We start from the raw sequence: 21,325 nt of genomic DNA on the forward strand, positions 1-21,325 counted from the left end.
CCGGAACGCGCGCGCGAGTGCTCGTGAGCAGAACTGCACCGACGATGACGGCCCCGCACCCCAGGTTTTCGCCAAGGGGTGCGGGGCCGTCGGTCGGGGTCTAGCGGAGAGGGAGACCTGCCGCCGTGTACGCGGCATCGACGAGCTCCATGGTGGCCACCGCGTCGTCGGCGTCGAGGGGGATCGGAGCGCTGCTCTGCACGTGCGCCGCGAAGGCCTCGAGCTGGTACTCGTACGACGGGCGGGTGCCGAGGTGCTCCACCGTCGTCCCCGACGCATCCGTGACGGAGACGCGGTCGTCGGTGTTCGGCTTGATGTGGTTGTGCGCGAACGCCGTTCCCTCGGAGAAGGTCAGCAGCACCGTGAACTCGTGCTCGGCGTGCTCCATCGAGTTCGTCACGGTGCCGGTGGCGCCGTCGGGGAACGCGAGTTCGATGGTCGACGTCGCGTCGACGCCGGGGTCACGTTCGGTGGCGACGGCGGAGACCACGCGGGGAGGCCCGCCGGCGACGTCGGCGAGCAGGCGGTGCACGTGGAGCCCGTAGCAGCCCAGGTCCATGACGGAACCGCCCGCGAGGTCGAGCGACCATCGCGGATCGTCGTCGGCGGGTGCGGGCATGGCCATGACGACCTCGACCCGCGTGAGGCGACCGAGGGTGCCGTTCGCGGCGATGTCCAGCAGCCGCCGCGTCACCGGGTGGAAAAGGTAGTGGAACCCCTCGACGATCACTGCGCCCGTCTCGCGAGCCACATCGCGCACTGCCCGCGCCTCGGCGGCGTTGCGCGCGAACGGCTTCTCCGTCAGGACGGCCTTGCCGGCGCGCAGTGCGCGCATGTTCCACTCGGCGTGCAGGGCGTTGGCGAGCGGGTTGTAGACGGCGTCCACCTCGGGATCGTCGATCACCGCGTCGTAGTCGTCGGCGACGCGCTCGACGCCGTACCGCTGTGCGAAGGCCTCGGCGCGGCCGCGATCGCGTGCCGCGACGACCACCAGTCGATGACCGAGCGCGTGAGCCGGTCCGATGATCGCCTGCTCCGCGATGCGCGACGCGCCGAGGACCCCGATGCGCAGAGGTGCCGTCACACCGCGGCCGTTCGGGCGGCGACGATGTCGTGGAGGTGCTGCACGCTGGCGACGACGTCCGTCACCGGGCCGCCCACCTCGCCCGGCTCCTCGGACAGGATGGTGTCCTGCTCGAGCACGAACCAGCCGGTGTATCCGGCGTCGAGGAGCGAGTCGACGACGCCGCCGATGCCCACGTCCCCGGTTCCGAGCGGCGTGTACATGCCGGCGCGGACCGCGTCGGTGTAGGTGAGCTCGCCGGCCTGGACCCGTGCTGCGAGGGCGGCGTCGACGTCCTTGAGGTGAGCGTGCGCGATGCGATCGGCTGCCGCGGTGGCCAGTTCGGCCGGATCGGTGCCGCCGATCATGAGGTGCCCGGTGTCCAGGCACAGTGGGATGGAGGAGCCGTCGAGCACGCGGTGCACCTCGTCGCGCTGCTCGATCATGGTGCCGACGTGGGGATGCACGACGGCGAGGATTCCCCGCTCGGCGGAGGCGGCGGCGAGACGATCGAGGTTGCGCAGCAACACGGTCCACTGATCGGCGGTGAGCGTAGGACGGGCGTCGTAGCCCTCCTGGCCGGTGGACGCGGCGAGGACGATGACGTCGGCGTTCGCGGCCACGAAGCCGTCGAGCAGCGAGGCGATGGTCGGCACCGGATCGTGCGACTCCTCGTGCAGCAGAACGGGAGCGAAGCCCCCGACGGAGGTGAGGTCGTGACCGGCGAGCACTGTGGCCAGGGATGCCGGATCGGCCGGGAGAAAGCCCTCGGGACCGTTCTCCGTCGCGGTGAGTCCGGCGCCGCGCATCTCGCGGAGCACACGGTCGTTGTCCATCTGGTATCCCCAGCCGGGGACCTCGCAGACGCCCCACGAGATGGGTGCTCCGGCGATACGTACGGGTGCGGCGGTCATGAGCGGACCTCTTCCAGGGTGACGGGTGCGCCGCGGCGCAGGGATTCGGTGGCGGCCTCGGCGATCCAGGCGACCTCGAGGGCGTCCTGCGCGGTGCAGGGGGACGGGCGGGTGCCGGCGCAGACCTCCAGGAACGCGGACAGCTCGGCGCGGTAGGAGGCGGCGAACCGGTCCATGAAGAACCCGTGGGGCGTGTCCGACGGGAACAGCTCGCCGTGCGGGAAGAGCTGGGGCGCTTCCATGTTCCGGACCGGGGTGTGGGGATCCCAGCCGGCGACGACCGTGTCGTCCCGGCCGTGGACCTCGAGCCGGCAGTCGTAGCCGCGGCCGTTGTAGCGGGAGTTCGACACGACACCGACGGCGCCACCCTCGAACGTGAGGAGCACGGTGGCGGAGTCGACGTCGCCGGCGGCGGCGAACGCGGGATCGCCCTGGTTCGAGCCGGTGGCGAACACGGACACGACCTCGCGACCGACGATCCAGCGCACGACGTCGAAGTCGTGGACGCTGCAATCGCGGAAGATGCCGCCGGACTCCGCGATGTACGCCATCGGCGGGGGAGCGGGGTCGAGAGTGGTGGACCGCACGGTGTGCAGGAACCCGAGTTCCCCACTGCGCACGGCACGTTCGGCGGCCGCGACGGCCGGATCGAACCGCCGGTTGAACCCGATCTGGACGGGCACGTCGGAGGTCGCGATGCCGTCGACCACGGCCTTGCTCTCGGTGGCGGTGAAGGCCAACGGCTTCTCGCAGAAGACGGGGATCCCGGCGTCCACCGCGGCCAGCAGCAGCGAGGCGTGCGCGGGCGTGGCCGCCGCGACGACGATGCCGTCCACGCCGGCGGTGAGCATCGCGTCGACCCCGTCGACCTTCTCCGCGCCGTACTTCGCGGCGACGGCGTCGGTGACCTCCGGTCGTCCGTCGGTGACCACGAGGCTCGAGACCCCGTCGAGTCCGGCGAGAGTCTCGGTGTGGAACGCACCGATGCGTCCCAGTCCGACGACTCCGATTCGCTGGTTCCGAACGTCGTTGCCCATCAGTCCTGCCCTCCTACTACCTGTTGATCCCATTCGATGACCGAGCCGGTGACGACGCCGCTGCGCGGCGACAGCAGGAACACCACCATGTCGGCGATCTCGTCGGGCTGTCCGAGCTTGCCCATCGGCATGCGCGCGGCCGCGTCGGCGGCCCAGTCGTCCGGCGCGTCGTGGAACGTCCTCTGCGTCACGGCTTCGCCCTCGGTCTCGGTCCAGCCGATGTCGAGTGCGTTGATGCGGATCCGGTCGAACCGGTGAGCGTGTGCCGCGTTCTTGGTCAGCCCCGACAGGCCGGCCTTCGCCGCCACGTACGGGGCGAGGTAGGACTGCCCGCCGCGGCCGCTCACGGAGCCGATGTTCACGATGGTGCCGGGAGCCGAGCGCGAGAGCATGTCTCGGACGGCGGCCTGCATGACGAAGAACGGTCCCCGCAGGTTGACGGCCATGTGCTGGTCGAACAGCTCGGGGGTGGTGTCGAGCAGTGACCCTCGGGAGGTGAGTCCGGCCGCGTTGCACACGGCATCGACGCGGCCGTAGTGCTCGACGGTGCGCTCGACGCTCGCGATCGCCTCGATGGGGTCGGCGATGTCGGCGCGCACGAAGGTCGCGTCGTGGCCGCCGGCGCGCAGCTCGCGTTCGTACGCGGTGCCCACCTCGTCACGTCGGCCGCTGAAGGCCACGCGTGCGCCCGCGGCGAGGCTCGCTCGCACGACGGCGGCGCCCACACCGGACGTGCCACCGCTGACGAGAACGACGGTGTCGTCCAGAAGAGTGCCCACACCGGGAAGTCTTGCGGTCCCGGCGCCGGTGATCAACACTCTGAACGCATCAAAAACACCTCGAGAGGACACCGCTGTGGGACATCGCTACAAAGTGCGGGAGATCGCGCAGCAGTCGGGCCTGAGCGAGGCGACCGTGGACCGGGTGCTGCACGAGCGGCCCGGTGTCCGGGAGGACACCCGAGCGGAGGTGCGCCAGGCCATCGCCGACCTCGACAAGCAGCGCACCCAGTTGCGGTTGTCGGGGCGCAAGTTCTTCGTCGACGTGGTCATGCAGGCACCCGAGCGGTTCTGTTCCCAGGTGCGGTCCGCCCTCGAGGCCGAGTTGCCAATGCTGTCACCGGCCGTGGTCCGGTCGCGGTTCCACTTCCGGGAGACGGAGTCGGTGCCCGCGATGCTCGAGACGCTCGACGGCATCCGCGCGCGCGGCTCGCACGGACTGATCGTCAAGGCGCCGGACGATCCGCAGGTGTCCGACGCGCTCGACGCCGTCGTGGCAGCCGGCATCCCGGTGGTGACCTACGTCAGCGACGTGCCGTCGAGCGCGCGCACCGCGTACGTGGGCATCGACGACGGCGCCGCGGGCGCCACCGCGGCGTACCTCGTCGATCAGTGGCTGGGGGAGTCGACGTCGAGCGTGCTGGTCACATTGAGCCACGACACGTTCCGCAACGAGGGTGAACGGGAGATCGGGTTCCGTCGGGCCCTGCGCCGCACGGCGTCCGGGGTGCCGCGGGCCGTGTTCGACATCGCCCGCAGCAGCGGACTCGACGACACGGTCGAGGACCTGGTGGTCGAGGCATTGACGCAGCACCCCGACATCGAGGCGGTCTACTCCATCGGCGGCGGTAACGTCGCCACCGTGCGGGCCTTCGAGCGGGTGGGTCGTCGGTGCCGGGTGTTCATCGCCCACGACCTCGACGCGGACAACCGTCGGCTGCTGGCCGAGCGCTCCATCTCGGCTGTGCTGCATCATGATCTCCGTGCCGACGCGCGGTCGGCGTGCCGGTTGCTCATGCAGGCCGCCGGTGCCCTGGACGGTGTTCGGGACGAGCCGTCACCCGTGCACGTGGTCACTCCGCACAACACTCCCCGATGACGCGCTCCGGCCGACGAGCCAGATGGCGAGTGCGGCGAGGGAGATCGCTGCCCCGGTGAGGCACAGCACCGCCCACCCACCGACGGAATAGCTGACGGACGCAGCGACGGAACCGAGGACGCCGCCGCCGAAGTAGCTCACCATGTACGCGGTGTTGAGACGGTTTCGCGCCGGCGGATCCAGGACGAACACGACGTTCTGATTGCTGATGTGCGCGCCCTGGGTGCCCAGGTCGAGAGCCATGATGCCGACGATCAGGACGACGACGGCCCACCCGGCGGAGCTGCCCGATCCGAGGAAGAGCAGCGCCCAGCTGGCCAGCAGGATCGTCAGGCACAGCGTCGTCGCGCGCCGTCCGTGTCCCTTGTCGGTCATGCGCCCGGCGATGGGTGCCATCAACGCACCGGCGACCCCGGCGATGCCGAACAGGCCGATGACGGCGTCACCGTAGGAGAACGGCGGAGCCGCGAGCAGGAACGCGAGCCCGGTCCACAGCACCGAGAACGCGGCCATGAGGAGCGCGCCCAGAGCCATGCGCAACCGGAGCTCCCGGAGTTCGCGTACGAGCGTCAGGATGGAGCCGAGAATGCCGCGGTAGGTGTCGGTCACCACCGGGGTCGACACCGGGACGTACTTCCGCAGCACCACCGCGAGCAGGGCGATGGACACGGCGGCCACCCCGTAGACCAACCGCCAGCCGCCCAATTCGGACAGGAACCCACTGACGGTGCGGGCGAGCAGGATTCCGGTGAGCAGGCCGCTCATGACGGTGCCCACGGTGCGTCCGCGATCCTCCTCCGCGGCGAGGGCCGAGGCGAGCGGGACGATGACCATGGCGGCGGACGCTCCCACCCCGGCGAGGACGAGGGCGGCGGCGAGCATCGGGAAGCCGGGGGACACCACGGCGATGCCGTCCGCGACGGCGCAGATCAGGGCGGCGGTGACGATGAGGCGCCGCCGTTCGATCAGGTCGCCGAGCGGGACGAGGAACGCCAGACCGATGGCGTAGCCGATCTGCGCGGTGGTGACGAGGATCCCCGCCGTGCCCTCCTCGATGTCGAAGGAGCGGGCGATCGTGTCGAGCAGCGGTTGCGCGTAGTACAGATTCGCGACCAGGACACCGCAGGTGACGGCCAGCAGGAGGACCAGCCCGCGGCCGATGGTGGGTTCGGTCGTCGATCTGCCCCCGGGTTCTGTCACCGCTCAACTATGGCCTCACCTCGTCGAGACCGCACAGCGGGGACTCCGGAGACCTCGAGATCACCTCGAGATCCGTTCGACGGGTTCGACTGATCTGGGGACAGTCGGGGTATCCGTGCAGCACGGTGACAGACACAGGCGTCACCCGACCACTCGCCGGACGACCGACACAGGAGCCGCACATGAGCAAGCACGAACCGCTGGGACCTCTCGCGAAGGGGTTCCTCGCCGCGGACATGTTCGGCTACCAGGGCATTCTGACGGACGAGGAGTCGGAGACGGTAGGGGTGGTGCGTCGCTTCCTCGAGGACGAGGTCGCCCCGCGCGCGAACGAGTTCTGGGAGAAGGCGGAGTCACCGGTCCATCTGCTCCCGCGCCTGGCCGATCTCGGGATCGTCGGTCTGGAGTACGAGTTCGACGGTCGCGCGCCCGCACGCAAGGTCTTCACCGGGTGGCTGGGCATGGAGTTCTCGCGGGTCGATCCGTCCACGGGCACCATGTTCACCGTCCACAGCGGGCTCGCGATGAGCAGCATCGCCATCCTGGGCTCGGACAAGCAGAAGGAGCGGTGGCTCCCGGCCATGCGCCGCATGGAGAAGATCGGCGCCTTCGGCCTGTCCGAGCCGCACGGCGGTTCCGACGTCGCCGGCGGGTTGGAGACCACGGCGCGTCTCGACGGCGACCACTGGATCCTCAACGGCAGCAAGCGGTGGATCGGCAACGCCACCTTCGCCGACCTGATCATCGTCTACGCGAAGGACGAGGCGGACGGTGAGGTGAAGGGCTTCGTCCTCGAGAAGGGGGACGACGGCTTCCCCGAGGGGTTCCGTGCGGAGAAGATCGAGCGCAAGTACTCGCTGCGCGCGGTCGAGAACGCAGATCTGTACTTCGAGGACTGCCGGGTGCACACCGCGAACAAACTCGAGCACGCGAACTCGTTCGCCGACACCGCCAAGGTCCTGTCCCTCACCCGCGGCGGCGTCGCGTGGGGCGCGGTCGGAGTGATGATCGGCGCCTTCGAGAAGGCGGTGGCCTACGCACAGGAGCGCGAGCAGTTCGGGGCGCCCATCGCGTCGTTCCAGTTGATCTCGGACCTGATCGCGCGCATGGCCGGCAACATCACCGCGTGCCTCGGGATGGCCCTGCGGGTGTCGCAGCTGCAGGACTCCGGGGTGCAGCACGACGAGCACGCGGCACTGTCCAAGAGCTACACCACCACGCGATTGCGTGAGGTGGTGGGCTGGGCCCGAGAGATCATGGGCGGCAACGGCATCGTGCTCGACTACGACGTGATCCGATACTTCACCGATGCCGAGGCGCTGTACTCGTACGAGGGCACGTCGCAGATGAACAACCTCATCGTCGGCAGGGGAGTGACGGGGTACTCGGCGTTCGTCTAGTCCGAAGCGCACGAGAGCCCGCTCATGCAGTGCAGGAGCGGGCTCTCGTGGTGGTGCGCGAGGATCAGCGTGCGAAGAGCAGTGCGCGCTTGACTTCCTGGATCGCCTTCGTCACCTGGATCCCACGGGGGCACGCGTCGGTGCAGTTGAAGGTGGTGCGGCAGCGCCACACACCCTCGACGTCGTTGAGGATGTCCAGGCGCTCGGGAGCGCCCTCGTCACGGCTGTCGAAGATGAAGCGGTGTGCGTTGACGATGGCGGCGGGACCGAAGTAGCTGCCGTCGTTCCAGTACACGGGGCACGAGGTGGTGCAGCACGCGCACAGGATGCACTTGGTGGTGTCGTCGAACCGCGCGCGGTCGGCGGCCGACTGGATGCGCTCACGCGTGGGCTCGTTGCCGGACGTCATCAGGTAGGGCTTGACGGCACGGAACGCGTCGAAGAACGGCTCCATGTTCACGATGAGGTCCTTCTCCACGGGCAGACCGCGGATGGGCTCGATCGTGATGGTGAGGGACTTCGAGGAGTCCTTCGGGAGCATGTCGCGCATCAGGACCTTGCAGGCCAGACGGTTGACACCGTTGACACGGACCGCGTCGCTGCCGCACACGCCGTGCGCGCACGAGCGGCGGAACGAGAACGTGCCGTCCAGGTAGTTCTTCACGTACAGCATCAGGTTGAGAAGACGGTCGGTCGGCAGGGTGGGGACCTGGAAGCTGTCCCAGTGCGAACCCTTGTCGTCCTCCGGGTTGAAGCGAGCGATCTTCAGTGTGACCATCACTGCTTCGTCCGGAACCGCAGGCAGACCGCCCTTGTCTTCGGACTTGTCGATAGCGGGTGCGCTCATCAGTACTTACGCTCCATCGGCTCGTAGCGGGTCTGCACCACGGGCTTGTAGTCGAGGCGGATATCGGAGAGCAGACCCTCGCCCACCTTGTACGCCATGGTGTGGCGCATGAAGTTGACGTCGTCGCGCTCCGGGTAGTCCTCGCGGGCGTGTCCGCCGCGAGTCTCCTTGCGGTTGAGAGCACCGGCGACGGTGACCTCCGCCATCTCCAGCAGGAAGCCGAGCTCGACGGCCTCGAGCAGGTCGCTGTTGTAGCGCTTGCCCTTGTCCTGCACGGTGATCCGGCCGTAGCGCTCCTTCAGTCCCTGGATGTCGCTCAGGGCCTGCTTGAGGGTGTCCTCGGTACGGAAGACGGACGCGTTGTTGTCCATCGACTGCTGCAGCTCGGTGCGGATGGTCGCGACCTTCTCGTTGCCGTGATCCGAGAGGATGAGTTCGAGCCATTCCTCGACCATCTTCTGCGGAGCCTCGGGCAGCGGGGTGAAGTCGACGCTGTTGGCGTGCTCGGCGGCAGCGATGCCGGCGCGACGGCCGAACACGTTGATGTCGAGCAGCGAGTTGGTGCCGAGACGGTTGGAGCCGTGCACGGACACGCAGGCGCACTCGCCGGCGGCGAAGAGGCCGGGAACGACGTCGTCGTTGTTGCGGAGCACCTCACCGCGGATCTTGGTGGGGATGCCGCCCATGACGTAGTGGCACGTCGGGTACACGGGCACCAGCTCGGTGACCGGGTCGACGCCCAGGTACGTGCGGGAGAACTCCGTGATGTCCGGGAGCTTCTCCTCGAGGACGTCGGCGCCGAGGTGGGTCACGTCGATGTAGACGTAGTCCTTGTTCGGTCCGGCACCGCGACCTTCGAGCACCTCGAGCACCATCGAGCGGGCGACGATGTCGCGCGGCGCGAGGTCCTTGATGGTGGGGGCGTAGCGCTCCATGAAGCGTTCACCGTCCGCGTTGCGGAGGATTCCGCCCTCACCGCGCACGGCCTCGGAGATGAGGATGCCCAGTCCGGCGAGGCCGGTCGGGTGGAACTGGTGGAACTCCATGTCCTCGAGCGGCAGGCCCTTGCGGAAGATGATGCTCATGCCGTCACCGGTGAGGGTGTGGGCGTTCGAGGTGGTCTTGTAGATACGACCCGAACCGCCGGTGGCGAACACGATCGACTTCGCGTGGAACACGTGCAGCTCGCCGGTGGCCAGCTCGTAGGCGATGACGCCGGTGGCCACGGGGCCCTCGTCGGTCTCCGTCAGCGCGATGTCCAGTGCGTAGAACTCGTTGAAGAACTCCACGTCGTGCTTGACGCACTGCTGGTACAGCGTCTGGAGGATCATGTGGCCGGTGCGGTCGGCGGCGTAACACGCACGACGCACTGGCGCCTTGCCGTGGTCACGGGTGTGCCCGCCGAAGCGGCGCTGGTCGATCTTGCCCTCGGGCGTGCGGTTGAACGGCAGGCCCATCTTCTCGAGGTCGAGGACCGCGTCGATGGCCTCCTTCGCCATGATCTCTGCGGCGTCCTGGTCGACCAGGTAGTCGCCGCCCTTGATCGTGTCGAAGGTGTGCCACTCCCAGTTGTCCTCCTCGACGTTGGCGAGGGCGGCACACATGCCGCCCTGCGCCGCGCCGGTGTGGCTGCGAGTGGGGTAGAGCTTCGTGAGCACCGCGGTGCGGGCGCGCGGACCGGCCTCGATCGCCGCGCGCATACCTGCACCACCGGCACCGACGATCAGTACGTCGTAACGATGTTCCTGCATGTGCACTCTCCCCTAGCTGGCGGTGATGTTGGGGTCGAACGTGAAGATGACGTACGTGCCCAGACCCATGATGAGGATCATCGAGAGCACCAGAAGCGTGGTGAGCCAGAACCGCGTGGAGTCCTTGCGCGAGTAGTCGGCGATGACGGTCCGCAGACCGTTGCCGCCGTGCAGCTGCGCCAACCAGAGCATCGTCAGGTCCCACACCTGCCAGAACGGGCTCGACCAGCGGCCGGCCACGAAGGCGAAGTTGATGCGGTGAACACCGTCGTCGAGCAGCAACATGATGGACATGTGGCCGAGGACGAGGACGACGAGCGCGAGTCCGGAGAAGCGCATGAACAGCCATGCGTAGAGCTCGAAGTTGCCGCGGTTCTTCCGGCGCGGTGAGCGCGGATTGTCGAGGCTGGCGGGACGGTCGTGAGACGTTCCCAGCGTGCGTGCCTGCTTGGCACCTGCGTCGGTGGTCGCCATGGCTCAGTGCCCCCCGGTGAAGGTGTTGTAGAGGATGCGTGCCGCGCCCGGGATCATGACGACGAACCAGATGCCGAGGATGACCCACAGCATGAGGCGCTGGTACTGGGTTCCCTTCGACCAGAAGTCGACGAGCATGACTCGGATGCCGTTGAGTGCGTGGTAGAGCACCGCGGCCACGAGGCCGAGCTCCATCAGGCCGACGATCGGCGTCTTGTACGTGTCGATCACGTCGTTGTACGCCTGGGGATCGACGCGGACGAGCGCCGTGTCCAGGACGTGCACGAACAGGAAGAAGAACGTGACGACACCGGTGATCCGGTGCAGAACCCAGGACCACATGCCAGGGTCTCCGCGGTACAGAGACCGCGTGCGCTCCCGCGTCGGGGCGGCTTCGGTCGTGCTAGCCATCGAGTGCAGTGCCTCCAACATCATTGATGGACGCGACGAGCGAAGACGCCCGGAGAGATACCGGAGAAATCCAGCTCGATCGTGTGTGTGAAACGACTTCTTCGAACTCTAATCCCATGCTCGGACACGCACTAATTCGCGTTGGGCCTGGCGTTTCCCTGCCGACCGGAAGTTAGGTTTGCCTGTCCAATGACCTGGTGGGTCGCTCGGAGTTGCCTGCAGTGGCAGCCTCGACGTGACAGGATCGCCCCCATGCCGGAAGTCGACTGGAAATCCTTGCGCGACAGTGCTCGTGAGGCTATGACCCACGCCTACGCGCCCTATTCGAACTACCCCGTGGGGGCCGCTGCGACAGTGGACGACGGACGCATCGTCGCCGGATGCAATGTGGAAAATGTCTCATACGGTCTCGGGCTCTGCGCCGAGTGCGGACTGGTGTCGGCGCTGAATGCGAGCGGCGGCGGACGCCTGATCGCGTTCTCGTGCTGCGACAGTCGAGGCTCGATCCTGCTGCCGTGCGGCCGTTGTCGGCAGCTTCTGTTCGAGTTCGGCGGAGGCGATCTGCTGATCGACACGGCGTCGGGTGTGCGTCCACTGAGCGACCTCCTCCCCGAGGCGTTCGGCCCCGACGATCTCGCCGCCGGGCAGGTCTCGAACACCGCCGAGAAGGCGGTGACCGATGCCTGATGCCGTATCGGTGATAGCCACCAAACGCGATGGCCACACCCTTTCTTCGGACCAGATCTCGTGGATGGTCGACGCGTACACCCGTGGCGACGTGGCGGACGAGCAGATGTCGGCCCTCACGATGGCCATTCTGCTGCGCGGCATGACACGCGTGGAGATCCGTCAGTGGACCGACGCGATGATCGCCTCGGGCAGCCGCATGGACTTCTCGTACATCTCGCGTCCCACCGTCGACAAGCACTCCACGGGCGGTATCGGGGACAAGATCACGCTCCCGCTCGCACCCCTCGTCGCGGCGTGCGGTGCGGCGGTGCCGCAGCTGTCGGGACGCGGTCTCGGCTACACCGGCGGCACGCTGGACAAGCTGGAGTCCATTCAGGGCTGGCGGGCCGATCTCGCGGCCGACGAGATGACCCGACTCCTCGACGATCCTGCTGTCGGCGCCGTCATCTGTGCCGCGGGTGCGGATCTGGCCCCGGCGGACAAGAAGCTCTACGCCCTGCGTGACGTCACCGGCACCGTCGAGTCGATCCCGATGATCGCCGCGTCGATCATGAGCAAGAAGATCGCCGAGGGGACGGGCGCACTGGTCCTGGACGTGAAGTGCGGATCGGGTGCGTTCATGAAGTCGCTGGATCAGGCGCGCGAGCTCGCCGCGACGATGGTCGAGCTCGGCACCGACTCGGGCGTCAACACGGTCGCCCTGGTCACCGACATGTCCACCCCGCTCGGCCTCACCGCCGGCAACGCTCTCGAGGTGCAGGAATCACTCGACGTCCTGGCCGGCGGCGGCCCCGCGGACGTCGTCGAGCTGACTCTCGCGCTGGCGCGCGAGATGGTCGCGGCCGCCGGACTCGACGGTGTCGATCCGGCCGACAAACTGCGCGACGGCACGGCCATGGACCGGTGGCGGTCGATGATCGCCGGACAGGGTGGCGATCCCGATGCGCCGCTGCCCGTGGCACGACATACTCACGACGTCGTGGCCGACCGCGACGGCGTGGTCACCCGTGTGGACGCCATGGCGGTGGGTATCGCTGCCTGGCGGCTGGGTGCCGGGCGCGAGCGGCAGGGCCAGCAGGTCCAGGCAGGAGCAGGGGTGCGCATGCATGTCAGACCGGGAGAGCGGGTGTCCGCCGGGAGTGTGGTCTTCACGCTGCACACGGACACCCCGGAACGGTTCGACGGTGCGCTCGAGGCACTGACGGACGGATGGGCCGTCGGCGACGACGCTCCTGCCGTCTCGCCGCTGATCCTGGATCGGATCGGTACGTAGTGTGACGCGCGCTCGGTGGTTCCTCGTCACGCTGGTGGGGGTGATGCTCGCGATCCTGCTGGGCGCGTGCGGGTCGTCCTCGGACGAGCCGTTGATCGACACGGTCACCGACAACGGTGTGCTCGTGGTCGGCACGGAGGGCACGTACAGCCCCTTCAGTTTCCAGGGGTCCGACGGTGACCTGACGGGGTACGACATCGACGTCGTCCGCGCGGTCGGGGAGAAACTCGGCGTACGCGTCGAGTTCGTCCAGACGCCGTTCGACTCGATCTTCGCCGGTCTCGAGTCCGGCCGGTTCGACCTCATCGCAAACCAAGTGACCGTCAACGACGAACGGCAGGCCAAGTACGACCTCTCGCGGCCGTACACCGTCTCCGAGGGCGAGATCGTCGCGCGGGCCGGGGACACGTCGATCACCTCGCTGGCGGATCTGGCCGGCCGGACCACGGCGCAGTCGTCGACGAGCAACTGGGCCGAGGTGGCCACCGACGCAGGCGCTCAGGTGCAGGCCGTCGAGGGATTCGTCCAGGCGGTGACGCTGGTCAAGGACGGCCGTGTCGACGCCACCGTCAACGACTCGCTCGCCATCGCCGAGTACTTCGCGCAGACCGGGGACACGGGTGTCGCCGTCGCCGCCCAGACCGGAGACACCAGCCTGCAGGCCTTCGCCGCCCGCAAGGACAGCGGCCTGATGGAGCAGGTGAACACCGCGCTGGCGGAGCTGCAGGACGACGGCACGCTGGCGGCGGCCTCGGAGCGCTACTTCGGGTCCGACGTCGCGGTGCCGGATCCGCAGACCGCCGCGGCCACCGCCCCCACCGCCGAGGCAGGGGCCACCGAGTCGACTCAGGAACTGATCACCCGCAACCTGGTGCCGATGCTGAAGGCCACCGTCACCACGACGTTGCCGCTCACCGCGATCAGCTTCGTCATCGGTCTCGCGATCGCGCTGGCCGTGGCACTGGCCCGGATCTCCTCGATCCGACCCCTGTCGCTGCTCGCGCGCTTCTACGTCTCGATCGTCCGCGGCACGCCGTTGCTGCTGCAGCTGTTCATCGTGTTCTACGCGTTGCCGCAGTTCGGGGTGGTCATCTCGCCGTTCCCGGCGGCGGTGGCGGCGTTCAGCATCAACGTCGGTGGGTACGCGGCCGAGATCGTGCGGGCCGCCATTCTCGGCGTGCCCAAGGGCCAGTGGGAGGCGGCCGAGACCATCGGCATGGGGTACCGCACCACGCTGCAGCGCATCGTCCTGCCGCAGGCGCTGCGCACCGCGGTGCCGCCGTTGTCCAACACGTTGATCTCGTTGGTGAAAGACACATCACTGGCGTCCACGATCCTGGTCACCGAGCTGCTCCGCGTGGCGCAGCTCGCGGCGGCCCCCACCTTCGACTTCTTCGCGCTCTACTCGGTGGCCGCGGTGTACTACTGGATCATCTGCATCGTCCTGTCCTCCGTGCAGGGCAGACTCGAGACCCGACTGGACAGGTACGTGGCGCGATGACCGAGAAGCCCTTGATCGAGGCGACGGGACTGCGGAAGTCGTTCGGCGACAACCACGTCCTGCAGGGAGTCGACTTCACCGCCGACCGCGGCACGGTCACCGTCGTCGTGGGTCCGTCGGGCTCCGGCAAGACCACGCTGCTGCGCGGGCTCAACGCGCTCGACCCGGTGGACTCCGGCACCGTGCGCATCGGCGACGTGTCCGCGGACTTCGGTGAGCTGGCGTCGGCTCCGCGTGGCCGCGTCCGGTCGGCGACGGCAGCGCTGCGTGCACAGAGCGGCATGGTGTTCCAGAGCCACAACCTGTTCCCGCACAAGACGGTGCTGCAGAACGTCGTCGAGGGTCCCGTGATCGTGCAGAAGCATTCGCGGGCGGAGGCCGAGGCGGCGGGCAGGGAACTGCTCGCGCAGGTCGGTCTCACCGGCAAGGAGGACCAGTACCCGTTCCAGCTGTCGGGTGGGCAGCAGCAACGCGTCGGGATCGCCCGCGCACTCGCCCTGGCGCCCGAGCTCATGCTGTTCGACGAGCCCACCTCGGCGCTCGATCCCGAGCTCGTCGGCGAGGTGCTGTCGGTCATGAAGAACCTCGCGAGCGAGGGCTGGACCATGGTCGTGGTCACTCACGAGATCCGGTTCGCGCAGCAGGTGGCCGACCAGGTGCTGTTCGTCGACGGGGGAGTCGTGGTCGAGAGAGGCACCCCCACCGATGTGCTGACGCACCCGGCGCAGGAGAGGACGCAACAGTTCCTCAAACGCATCCTCGACCCGCTGTAGGCGAGGGGCGCGGGGCGCGGCCGCGAACACTACAGTCGGGACATGGATGACGATCTGACGGTTGCTCCGGACAGCGCGGCACGACTGAGCGGTCCGGCACCCCTGGACATGCAGAACATCGCCCGCGCGCCGAAGGCGTTGTTGCACGACCATCTCGACGGCGGGCTCCGGCCGTCGACCGTGCTGGAACTGGCGAGCGAGTGCGGGTACGACGGGCTTCCCGCGTCGGACGCGGAGAGTCTCGGCCGGTGGTTCCGCGACGCCGCCGACAGCGGCACCCTGGAGCTGTATCTCGAGACGTTCGCGCACACCGTCGCCGTCATGCAGACGGCCGAGGGCCTGCAGCGCGTGGCGCGCGAGTGCGCCGAGGATCTGGCCGCCGACGGTGTCGTCTACGCCGAGGTGCGCTACGCGCCCGAGCAGCACCTGGAGAAGGGGCTGACACTGGACGAGGTGGTCGAGCACACCCTGGAAGGGTTCCGCCAGGGCGAGAGCGCCGCCCGTGCGGCCGGTCGACCCATCGTCATCGGATGCCTCCTCACCGCGATGCGGCATGCCGCGCGTTCCCGCGAGATCGCCGAACTGGCGGTCCGGTACCGCGACCAGGGTGTCGCGGGCTTCGACATCGCAGGCAAGGAAGCGGGCTTCCCCCCGAGCCGGCACCTCGACGCGTTCGAGTACATGCGTGCGAATAACGCGCACTTCACCATTCACGCCGGCGAGGCGTTCGGCCTGCCTTCCATCCACGAAGCGATCGCGTTCTGTGGCACGGACCGGTTGGGCCACGGTGTGCGCATCGTCGACGACATCACCACGAACGCCGACGGCGCCCGCGAACTCGGCCAGCTCGCGAACTACGTGCGAGACAAGCGCATTCCGTTGGAACTGTGCCCCAGCTCCAACGTCCAGACGGGCGCCGTGGCCAGCATCGAGGAGCACCCCTTCGACATTCTGGCCCGCTTACGGTTCCGCGTCACCGTGAACACGGACAACCGGTTGATGAGCGACACCTCGATGAGCAAGGAGATGTACCGGCTCGCCACGGCCTTCGGCTACGGGTGGTCCGACCTCGAGCGGTTCACCATCAATGCGCTGAAGTCGTCGTTCCTGCCGTTCGATCAGAGGTTGGCGTTGATCGACGACGTCGTGAAGCCTGGGTACCGGGTGTTGTTGGGGTAGGGGTGACGAGCAGTCGCCGGACGACCGGGCCTCATGTCCGCGCAGGTGCGAGCACAATGTCGAACGTGACGCGGGACCACGTGTCGTCCCCGAGATCGCGCCCGTCCGGCGTGGGTGTGCCGGCCGGTTGCTCGACGAAGTCCTTGATCAGCGAGTCCTTCACGCCGAACACGGAATCCCGGTCCAGTAGCTCGTCTCCGCTCACGAAGATGTGAGTGATCAACGTGCGTTTGCCGTCTGCGGTGACCATGAAGTGCAGGTGCGACGCGCGCATGGGTGATCGCCCGACGGCGTCGAGCATCCGGCCTACCGGGCCGTCGTGAGGAATGGGATACGGGGTCGGAGTGAGGCCCCAGAATGCGTATCGCCCCTCGGCGTCGGAGAACAGATGCCCGCGCGCAGCCACTCGTCCGTCGGAGTACTGCACGTCGTAGAAGCCGTCGTCGTCCGCTTCCCAGACTTCGATCCGCGCGTTCGGTACCGGCTTGCCGTCGGTGTCGGTCACGGTGCCCTCGACCCAACATGCCTGTCCCGGTGCGCCTCCGGAGATGTCACCGCCCGGGGGAGTGGCGGGTGCGTCGTCGACGAAGAAGGGCCCGAACACAGTCGCTTCCGTCTCGTGGGCGACGGCCTCGTTGTTGACCGTGACGGTCTGCATGGACGCACCGAAGACATCGGAGAGAAGAATGAATTCTTGTCGTTTGTCGTCGGTGATGTGCCCGACCCGAGTGAGGAACTCGATGGCGGTATTCCATTCCTCCTGAGTCAGGCGCACGTCACGTATGAAGGCGTGCAGGTGCTCGGTGAGCGACGTGAGCACGTCTCGCAGCCGAGGATCGGGCGCGTCGGCGAAGCTGGCGACGACCTTGTCCGTCAGCTCGCGTTCTCTCTGCTGCTGTTCGATCGACGTTTCGGTCATCGGGTGGCCTCCAGATCCGTCGACGTTCCCGCCCATGCGTCATGCAACAGAGCGGTCAACGACTCGGCGGTCACCGGTCGCGGGTTGGACGGGGGGACCGCCTCGAGAACGAGGTTCGCGGCGTCCGGTAGGTCCTTCTCGTTCAGACCGTAATCGCGAAGCGCGCGAGGAGCATCGAGGTCGGCGCGAAGTGATGCCAGGCCTTCTACCGCTGTCGCCGTGGAGAGGGCGGCGGCGATGCGCCTCTCGGCAACCGGTGCGTAGGGAGCGTTGAACTCGAGTACGTGTTGCAGAACCACGGCGTGGGTCTGGGCATGAGGCATGTCGTACGCCCCACCGAGGACATGGCAGATCTTGTGGTGCAGACCCGAACCGGCCGAGGCGAATGCCACGGCCGACAGGTAGGCCCCGTACAGAGTCTGCTCGTGGCCGTCCTGACTCGTGGAGTCCCGCTTGATGTGTCGTAGTCCGCCCGACAGTGCGCTGATGGCCTCGACGGCCAGTGTCGAGTTGATCGGGTCGGCCCGCGGCGCCCACATCGAATCGATCGAATGTGCCAGGGCGTTGAGACCCGACGCGACGCTCAGCTCCACCGGAAGCGTGAGTAGCGACATGACGTCGTAGATGACGGTCGTGGGGAGAACCCGCGCGTCGACACCCGTCGTCTTCCGTGACGCCTCCGTCATGCCCCAGACGTTCGTGGCCTCGGATCCCGCATAGGTCGTCGGAATGGCGACAATCGGTATCCCGGTGGTGAGGGCCACCGCCTTGGCGAGGCCGGTGGTCGAACCGCCACCGATACTGACCAGGAGGTCGACGTCGTGGTCAGCGGCCGCGGCACGCGCCTTCTCGGCTTTCTCGACCGGAACATGCGGTGCGACGTCGGAGTACATCAACCGCGGGGTGATCGATCGACAAACCTCGACGGCCAACTCGGCCTCCGCGGGTCCGGCGATCACCATGACGGAGTTCGAGCGCAGTCGCTCGACCTCCGAGGCGAGGTTGGATGCAGCTCGTCCTGCGCCGAACAGAACTCGTTGAGCGAGTGTGTCGTGGTCGAACTCGAGCACGGGTGCCTCCTGATGTCGTGGGAGTTCGGTCAGGATGCCGGTCGCGGCGTGGGCTGGTACGCCAGGAGAAGCCACGAGCCGTTCTCGCGCACCCACACGGCGATGCAGTTGTTGACCAGGTCCTTGTCCTTGCCGTTCGCAGTGATGCTCGCGTTCATCTCGCCGACCACGATCGCGGTGTCCCCGGACACCAGAACGTCGTCGGTGGGGTGGTCGATGCGGTGATAGACGTAGAACCCGGATTCCACCTTCTCCAGATACGACGCTACGGAATCGCGGCTTCCGTCGGAGTGGGTGTACACGAGATCGGGGTGGCACAAGCTACGGAAGGTGTCGAAGTCACCGTCGACCACTGCCTGGTAGCGGCGGTCCTCGAGGTCGAGTATCTCGGCCTTGACCGTGTCGATGTCCAGTACCCGGGGTTCGGTCATGGGGTTCTCCTAGAAGTCGTGCGGCCGAAACGATGCCGATGGTTGTCGACGTTATGGATCCGACCGACAAGTGTCAACTGTCACAGAACACCCGATTTCTGCTGCGTTCACCTCGCAGAGACAGGCCGACGATCTCCGTCGGCGACGAACAACTTCAGAAAACTGCACTACAGATGCCATACGAACTGGTGAGAGTGACTGGTTACCCAAGCTCCTTGACAAGTGACTCAACGCACAGTTCAATCAGCACAGGACACGACATGCAGCGTTACTGGACACGCGTTCGTCGGAGCTCGACTCACTCACTCGCTCGATCAACGGAGACTTCTCGTGACATCAGACGATCAGTCGGGCACCGGCCCGCCGCCGGCCGGAGGACTTGTCAGGTCCGCCATGAGCGGACGCGCTCGGGGTGCTGTCGCGATAGGCATCGCCACGGTCGTGCTGTTCGTCATCAGCGCGATCGTGGCACCTCAAAGCGTCAGCGGTGGAGCCATTTCCGCGATGCTGCCCTTCGCGGCCATCCTGGCGGTCGTCGCCATCGGTCAGACGCTCGTCGTACAGCAGGGCGGTATCGACCTGTCCGTGCCGGGCGTCTTCTCGTTGTCCGTCGTCGTCGTCACCAAGGTGGCGAGCAGCGGGACGACGGGAGCGATCGTGATGGCACTGGTTGCAGCATTGGTCATCGCGGCGGGTGCCGGAGCAGTATCCGGTTTCGTCGTGGCGCGTTTCGACGTCGCTCCCATCGTGGCGACTCTCGGTGTCAACGCACTGTTGATCGGTGCCACCTGGGCGGTGTCCGGCGGAGCCGCTCGCCGTACCCCGAACGGTCTGTCCGACGTCATCGGATCCTCGTTCGCCGGCATTCCCGTGACCGTGCTGGTCGCAGTCGCTCTGACCGTCGTCGTCGGACTGTTCGTGCGGCTCACACCGTCGGGACGCAAATTCGAAGCCGTGGGTGCCAGTCCCCGCGTCGCCACCGCCGCCGGCATCAGGCCGCTCGGATACACCCTGAGCGCGTACTCCGGCGCGGCGGTTCTCTACGCGATCGCCGGAATCCTGTTGACAGGCATCGTGAACACACCGGGCATCACCGAGGGCAACACGTATCTGCTGCCGTCCGTCGCCGCCGTGGTCCTCGGCGGTACGTCGCTCCTCGGGGGCAAGGGCAGCGTGCTCGCCTCCTTGATCGCAGCGCTCTTCTTCACCCAGGTCGACCGTCTCGCGTCGACCCTCGGGCTCAGCTACGGCTGGCAGATCGTGATCCAGGCACTCGCTCTGGGTCTCGGCGTGGCCTTCCACAGCGGTCTGAATCCCGGGGTCCTCCGCAGACGCCGCACCGAAACAGCACCACGAGATCTGGTGTCGTCCGAGTGACACGACCGACCGCCGAACCGCTCACCCGCAACTCGAGGACGAATGCGATGACGTACAGAAACTCAGCCACCCGAGCACTGACGCTCGCCTGCGCCGTATCCATGGTGGCCGGCTGCTCGGTCGGCGGATTCGACACCGTGTCCGCCGACGAACCCCGGCCGACTTGGTGCGGCCCCGACTCCGCCATCATCGGCTTCGCCGACGGTAGCGGCGGAAACAGTTGGAAGAGAACCAACATCGAGGAGCTGAAGGACGAACTCGCCAAGTGCTCGTCGGTGACGGACTTCATCACCACGGACGCTCAGGGCGACACCCAGAAGGCGATCGCCGATATCAAGAGTCTCGGGGCCCAGGGCGTCGACGGCATGTTGGTGTTCCCCGATTCCGGTAAAGCGGTACTGCCCGCACTCCGCTACGAGTACAAGTCGGGAGTCGCCGTGGTTCCGTACCGTGTCTCTCCCGGCGGCTCGGAGGGGTCGGAGTACACGACGTTCGTCGCCGCCGACTTCAACGAGATCGGCCGGATCTACGGTGAATGGCTGGTCGAGTCGTTGCCGAACGGTGAAGGCAACGTCCTCTTCCTCGGTGGTCCACCCGCGAACTCGCAGGATCTCGCGGAATACGAGGGACTGCAGCAGGTTCTGGTCGATCATCCGGGAATCAAGCTGATCGGTGACCAGCCGTTCACAGTCACCAACTGGACTCCCGCAGAGACCCAGCAGGCTACGTCGACCATGCTGTCGCGCTTCCCCCAGATCGATGCGGTGATGACCGACTTCGCCGCCACCAGCATCTTGACCGCATTCCAACAGGCCGGTCGGCCACTGCCACTGTTGGCATCGGCGGATGTGAACGGATTGTCGTGCCAGTACGAGCAGTTGAAGGACGCGAATCCGGAGTTCCAGCTGTTGACCGTCACATCACAGACCTACATGGTGCGACTGGCTGTGCAGCACGTGGTGGCGGAGGCCACCGGAGGAGTCGCTCCCGAGTCGAAGATCGACGTGCCGAGGGCCTTCGAGGACTCGATCAGCGGTACTCCCTCCGCACCCGTATGCGACCCGACACTCCCCGAGGATGCCCTCCTCTCCAGCTCGCTCGATCCGCAACGTATCGGAGAGGTACTCCAGTGACCGA

21 protein-coding genes are annotated in these 21,325 nt (G+C 67.3%); 9 read left to right on the top strand and 12 right to left on the bottom strand.

Features of this window, described 5'->3' with window-relative positions; all coding sequences use genetic code 11:
• Positions 1-100: 100 nt before the first annotated feature.
• The 4 genes from OG947_RS20305 to OG947_RS20320 are packed head-to-tail and all read right to left on the bottom strand — an operon-like array spanning position 101 to position 3,793.
• On the bottom strand, positions 101-1,084 hold the full coding sequence (locus OG947_RS20305) for a Gfo/Idh/MocA family protein (RefSeq protein ID WP_328812729.1): 984 nt from the start codon (positions 1,082-1,084) through the stop codon (positions 101-103).
• Positions 1,081-1,977: a sugar phosphate isomerase/epimerase family protein gene (locus OG947_RS20310; RefSeq protein ID WP_328812730.1), complete on the bottom strand. Its 897-nt coding sequence runs from the start codon at positions 1,975-1,977 to the stop codon at positions 1,081-1,083. The genes OG947_RS20305 and OG947_RS20310 overlap by 4 nt, the downstream gene beginning before the upstream one ends.
• Complete coding sequence (locus OG947_RS20315) at positions 1,974-3,014, bottom strand: Gfo/Idh/MocA family protein (RefSeq protein WP_328812731.1); 1,041 nt, start codon at positions 3,012-3,014, stop codon at positions 1,974-1,976. The genes OG947_RS20310 and OG947_RS20315 overlap by 4 nt, the downstream gene beginning before the upstream one ends.
• Positions 3,014-3,793, bottom strand: coding sequence for an SDR family oxidoreductase (locus tag OG947_RS20320; RefSeq protein WP_328812732.1), 780 nt, complete (start codon positions 3,791-3,793; stop codon positions 3,014-3,016). The genes OG947_RS20315 and OG947_RS20320 overlap by 1 nt, the downstream gene beginning before the upstream one ends.
• Before the next feature lie 76 nt (positions 3,794-3,869).
• On the opposite strand from OG947_RS20320, the gene OG947_RS20325 reads away from it, so the two are divergent.
• Positions 3,870-4,892, top strand: coding sequence for a LacI family DNA-binding transcriptional regulator (locus OG947_RS20325; protein WP_027503728.1), 1,023 nt, complete (start codon positions 3,870-3,872; stop codon positions 4,890-4,892).
• On the opposite strand, the gene OG947_RS20330 is transcribed toward OG947_RS20325, so the two are convergent.
• Entirely contained in the window at positions 4,851-6,092 is a 1,242-nt protein-coding gene (locus tag OG947_RS20330) for an MFS transporter (protein ID WP_328812733.1), read from the bottom strand. The genes OG947_RS20325 and OG947_RS20330 overlap by 42 nt on opposite strands.
• A 182-nt stretch (positions 6,093-6,274) precedes the next feature.
• Between OG947_RS20330 and OG947_RS20335 the strand changes: the two genes are divergently transcribed.
• A complete protein-coding gene (locus tag OG947_RS20335; protein WP_328812734.1) occupies positions 6,275-7,492 on the top strand; it encodes an acyl-CoA dehydrogenase family protein in 1,218 nt (405 codons plus the stop codon).
• A 64-nt stretch (positions 7,493-7,556) separates the two neighbouring features.
• On the opposite strand, the gene OG947_RS20340 is transcribed toward OG947_RS20335, so the two are convergent.
• From OG947_RS20340 to sdhC, 4 genes are read right to left on the bottom strand one after another with little or no spacing between them, the layout of a single operon-like run.
• Positions 7,557-8,339: a succinate dehydrogenase iron-sulfur subunit gene (locus tag OG947_RS20340; protein ID WP_027503726.1), complete on the bottom strand. Its 783-nt coding sequence runs from the start codon at positions 8,337-8,339 to the stop codon at positions 7,557-7,559.
• Entirely contained in the window at positions 8,339-10,090 is a 1,752-nt protein-coding gene (sdhA, locus tag OG947_RS20345) for a succinate dehydrogenase flavoprotein subunit (RefSeq protein ID WP_027503725.1), read from the bottom strand. The genes OG947_RS20340 and sdhA overlap by 1 nt, the downstream gene beginning before the upstream one ends.
• Before the next feature lie 12 nt (positions 10,091-10,102).
• Positions 10,103-10,564, bottom strand: coding sequence for a succinate dehydrogenase hydrophobic membrane anchor subunit (locus tag OG947_RS20350; RefSeq protein ID WP_027503724.1), 462 nt, complete (start codon positions 10,562-10,564; stop codon positions 10,103-10,105).
• A gap of 3 nt (positions 10,565-10,567) precedes the next feature.
• Positions 10,568-10,975: a succinate dehydrogenase, cytochrome b556 subunit gene (gene sdhC / locus OG947_RS20355; RefSeq protein ID WP_081821085.1), complete on the bottom strand. Its 408-nt coding sequence runs from the start codon at positions 10,973-10,975 to the stop codon at positions 10,568-10,570.
• Positions 10,976-11,227: 252 nt separating this feature from the next.
• On the opposite strand from sdhC, the gene OG947_RS20360 reads away from it, so the two are divergent.
• The 5 genes from OG947_RS20360 (at position 11,228) to OG947_RS20380 (ending at position 16,391) form a co-directional block, all read left to right on the top strand.
• Positions 11,228-11,662 carry a cytidine deaminase gene (locus OG947_RS20360; RefSeq protein ID WP_027503722.1) on the top strand — a complete coding sequence of 145 codons (435 nt, stop codon included), beginning with the start codon at positions 11,228-11,230 and terminating at the stop codon, positions 11,660-11,662.
• Positions 11,655-12,938, top strand: coding sequence for a thymidine phosphorylase (locus tag OG947_RS20365; RefSeq protein WP_328812735.1), 1,284 nt, complete (start codon positions 11,655-11,657; stop codon positions 12,936-12,938). Before OG947_RS20360 ends, OG947_RS20365 begins: the two co-directional genes overlap by 8 nt.
• Positions 12,939-12,981: 43 nt before the next feature.
• Positions 12,982-14,439, top strand: coding sequence for an ABC transporter permease subunit (locus OG947_RS20370; RefSeq protein ID WP_328814078.1), 1,458 nt, complete (start codon positions 12,982-12,984; stop codon positions 14,437-14,439).
• Positions 14,436-15,212 (top strand): amino acid ABC transporter ATP-binding protein, encoded by a 777-nt coding sequence (locus OG947_RS20375; protein ID WP_328812736.1) that lies wholly within the window; start codon positions 14,436-14,438, stop codon positions 15,210-15,212. Before OG947_RS20370 ends, OG947_RS20375 begins: the two co-directional genes overlap by 4 nt.
• 108 nt (positions 15,213-15,320) lie before the next feature.
• Positions 15,321-16,391 (top strand): adenosine deaminase, encoded by a 1,071-nt coding sequence (locus OG947_RS20380; RefSeq protein WP_328814079.1) that lies wholly within the window; start codon positions 15,321-15,323, stop codon positions 16,389-16,391.
• Positions 16,392-16,422: 31 nt separating this feature from the next.
• Here the strand turns inward: OG947_RS20380 and OG947_RS20385 are convergent, their stop codons facing one another.
• The 3 genes from OG947_RS20385 to OG947_RS20395 are packed head-to-tail and all read right to left on the bottom strand — an operon-like array spanning position 16,423 to position 18,811.
• On the bottom strand, positions 16,423-17,310 hold the full coding sequence (locus tag OG947_RS20385) for a dioxygenase family protein (protein ID WP_222650353.1): 888 nt from the start codon (positions 17,308-17,310) through the stop codon (positions 16,423-16,425).
• Positions 17,307-18,380: a maleylacetate reductase gene (locus tag OG947_RS20390; protein ID WP_328812737.1), complete on the bottom strand. Its 1,074-nt coding sequence runs from the start codon at positions 18,378-18,380 to the stop codon at positions 17,307-17,309. Before OG947_RS20390 ends, OG947_RS20385 begins: the two co-directional genes overlap by 4 nt.
• A 29-nt stretch (positions 18,381-18,409) precedes the next feature.
• Positions 18,410-18,811, bottom strand: coding sequence for a nuclear transport factor 2 family protein (locus OG947_RS20395; RefSeq protein WP_222650355.1), 402 nt, complete (start codon positions 18,809-18,811; stop codon positions 18,410-18,412).
• 393 nt (positions 18,812-19,204) lie between these two features.
• Between OG947_RS20395 and OG947_RS20400 the strand changes: the two genes are divergently transcribed.
• Positions 19,205-20,188 carry an ABC transporter permease gene (locus OG947_RS20400; RefSeq protein WP_261781654.1) on the top strand — a complete coding sequence of 328 codons (984 nt, stop codon included), beginning with the start codon at positions 19,205-19,207 and terminating at the stop codon, positions 20,186-20,188.
• 47 nt (positions 20,189-20,235) lie between these two features.
• Positions 20,236-21,321, top strand: coding sequence for a substrate-binding domain-containing protein (locus OG947_RS20405; protein ID WP_222650357.1), 1,086 nt, complete (start codon positions 20,236-20,238; stop codon positions 21,319-21,321).
• Positions 21,322-21,325: the final 4 nt, after the last annotated feature.

It is taken from the genome of Rhodococcus sp. NBC_00297 (assembly GCF_036173065.1).
Taxonomy (GTDB): domain Bacteria; phylum Actinomycetota; class Actinomycetes; order Mycobacteriales; family Mycobacteriaceae; genus Rhodococcoides.

What these genes read in the sequence shown, in the direction of transcription:
- OG947_RS20310 (WP_328812730.1), bottom strand. Translation starts at nt 1,977, where the DNA reads ATGACCGCCGCACCCGTACGTATCGCCGGAGCACCCATCTCGTGGGGC.
- OG947_RS20315 (WP_328812731.1), bottom strand. Translation starts at nt 3,014, where the DNA reads ATGGGCAACGACGTTCGGAACCAGCGAATCGGAGTCGTCGGACTGGGA.
- OG947_RS20335 (WP_328812734.1), top strand. Translation starts at nt 6,275, where the DNA reads ATGAGCAAGCACGAACCGCTGGGACCTCTCGCGAAGGGGTTCCTCGCC.
- OG947_RS20340 (WP_027503726.1), bottom strand. Translation starts at nt 8,339, where the DNA reads ATGAGCGCACCCGCTATCGACAAGTCCGAAGACAAGGGCGGTCTGCCT.
- sdhA (WP_027503725.1), bottom strand. Translation starts at nt 10,090, where the DNA reads ATGCAGGAACATCGTTACGACGTACTGATCGTCGGTGCCGGTGGTGCA.
- OG947_RS20350 (WP_027503724.1), bottom strand. Translation starts at nt 10,564, where the DNA reads ATGGCGACCACCGACGCAGGTGCCAAGCAGGCACGCACGCTGGGAACG.
- sdhC (WP_081821085.1), bottom strand. Translation starts at nt 10,975, where the DNA reads ATGGCTAGCACGACCGAAGCCGCCCCGACGCGGGAGCGCACGCGGTCT.
- OG947_RS20360 (WP_027503722.1), top strand. Translation starts at nt 11,228, where the DNA reads ATGCCGGAAGTCGACTGGAAATCCTTGCGCGACAGTGCTCGTGAGGCT.
- OG947_RS20365 (WP_328812735.1), top strand. Translation starts at nt 11,655, where the DNA reads ATGCCTGATGCCGTATCGGTGATAGCCACCAAACGCGATGGCCACACC.
- OG947_RS20370 (WP_328814078.1), top strand. Translation starts at nt 12,982, where the DNA reads ATGCTCGCGATCCTGCTGGGCGCGTGCGGGTCGTCCTCGGACGAGCCG.
- OG947_RS20375 (WP_328812736.1), top strand. Translation starts at nt 14,436, where the DNA reads ATGACCGAGAAGCCCTTGATCGAGGCGACGGGACTGCGGAAGTCGTTC.
- OG947_RS20380 (WP_328814079.1), top strand. Translation starts at nt 15,321, where the DNA reads ATGCAGAACATCGCCCGCGCGCCGAAGGCGTTGTTGCACGACCATCTC.
- OG947_RS20385 (WP_222650353.1), bottom strand. Translation starts at nt 17,310, where the DNA reads ATGACCGAAACGTCGATCGAACAGCAGCAGAGAGAACGCGAGCTGACG.
- OG947_RS20395 (WP_222650355.1), bottom strand. Translation starts at nt 18,811, where the DNA reads ATGACCGAACCCCGGGTACTGGACATCGACACGGTCAAGGCCGAGATA.
- OG947_RS20400 (WP_261781654.1), top strand. Translation starts at nt 19,205, where the DNA reads ATGAGCGGACGCGCTCGGGGTGCTGTCGCGATAGGCATCGCCACGGTC.
- OG947_RS20405 (WP_222650357.1), top strand. Translation starts at nt 20,236, where the DNA reads ATGACGTACAGAAACTCAGCCACCCGAGCACTGACGCTCGCCTGCGCC.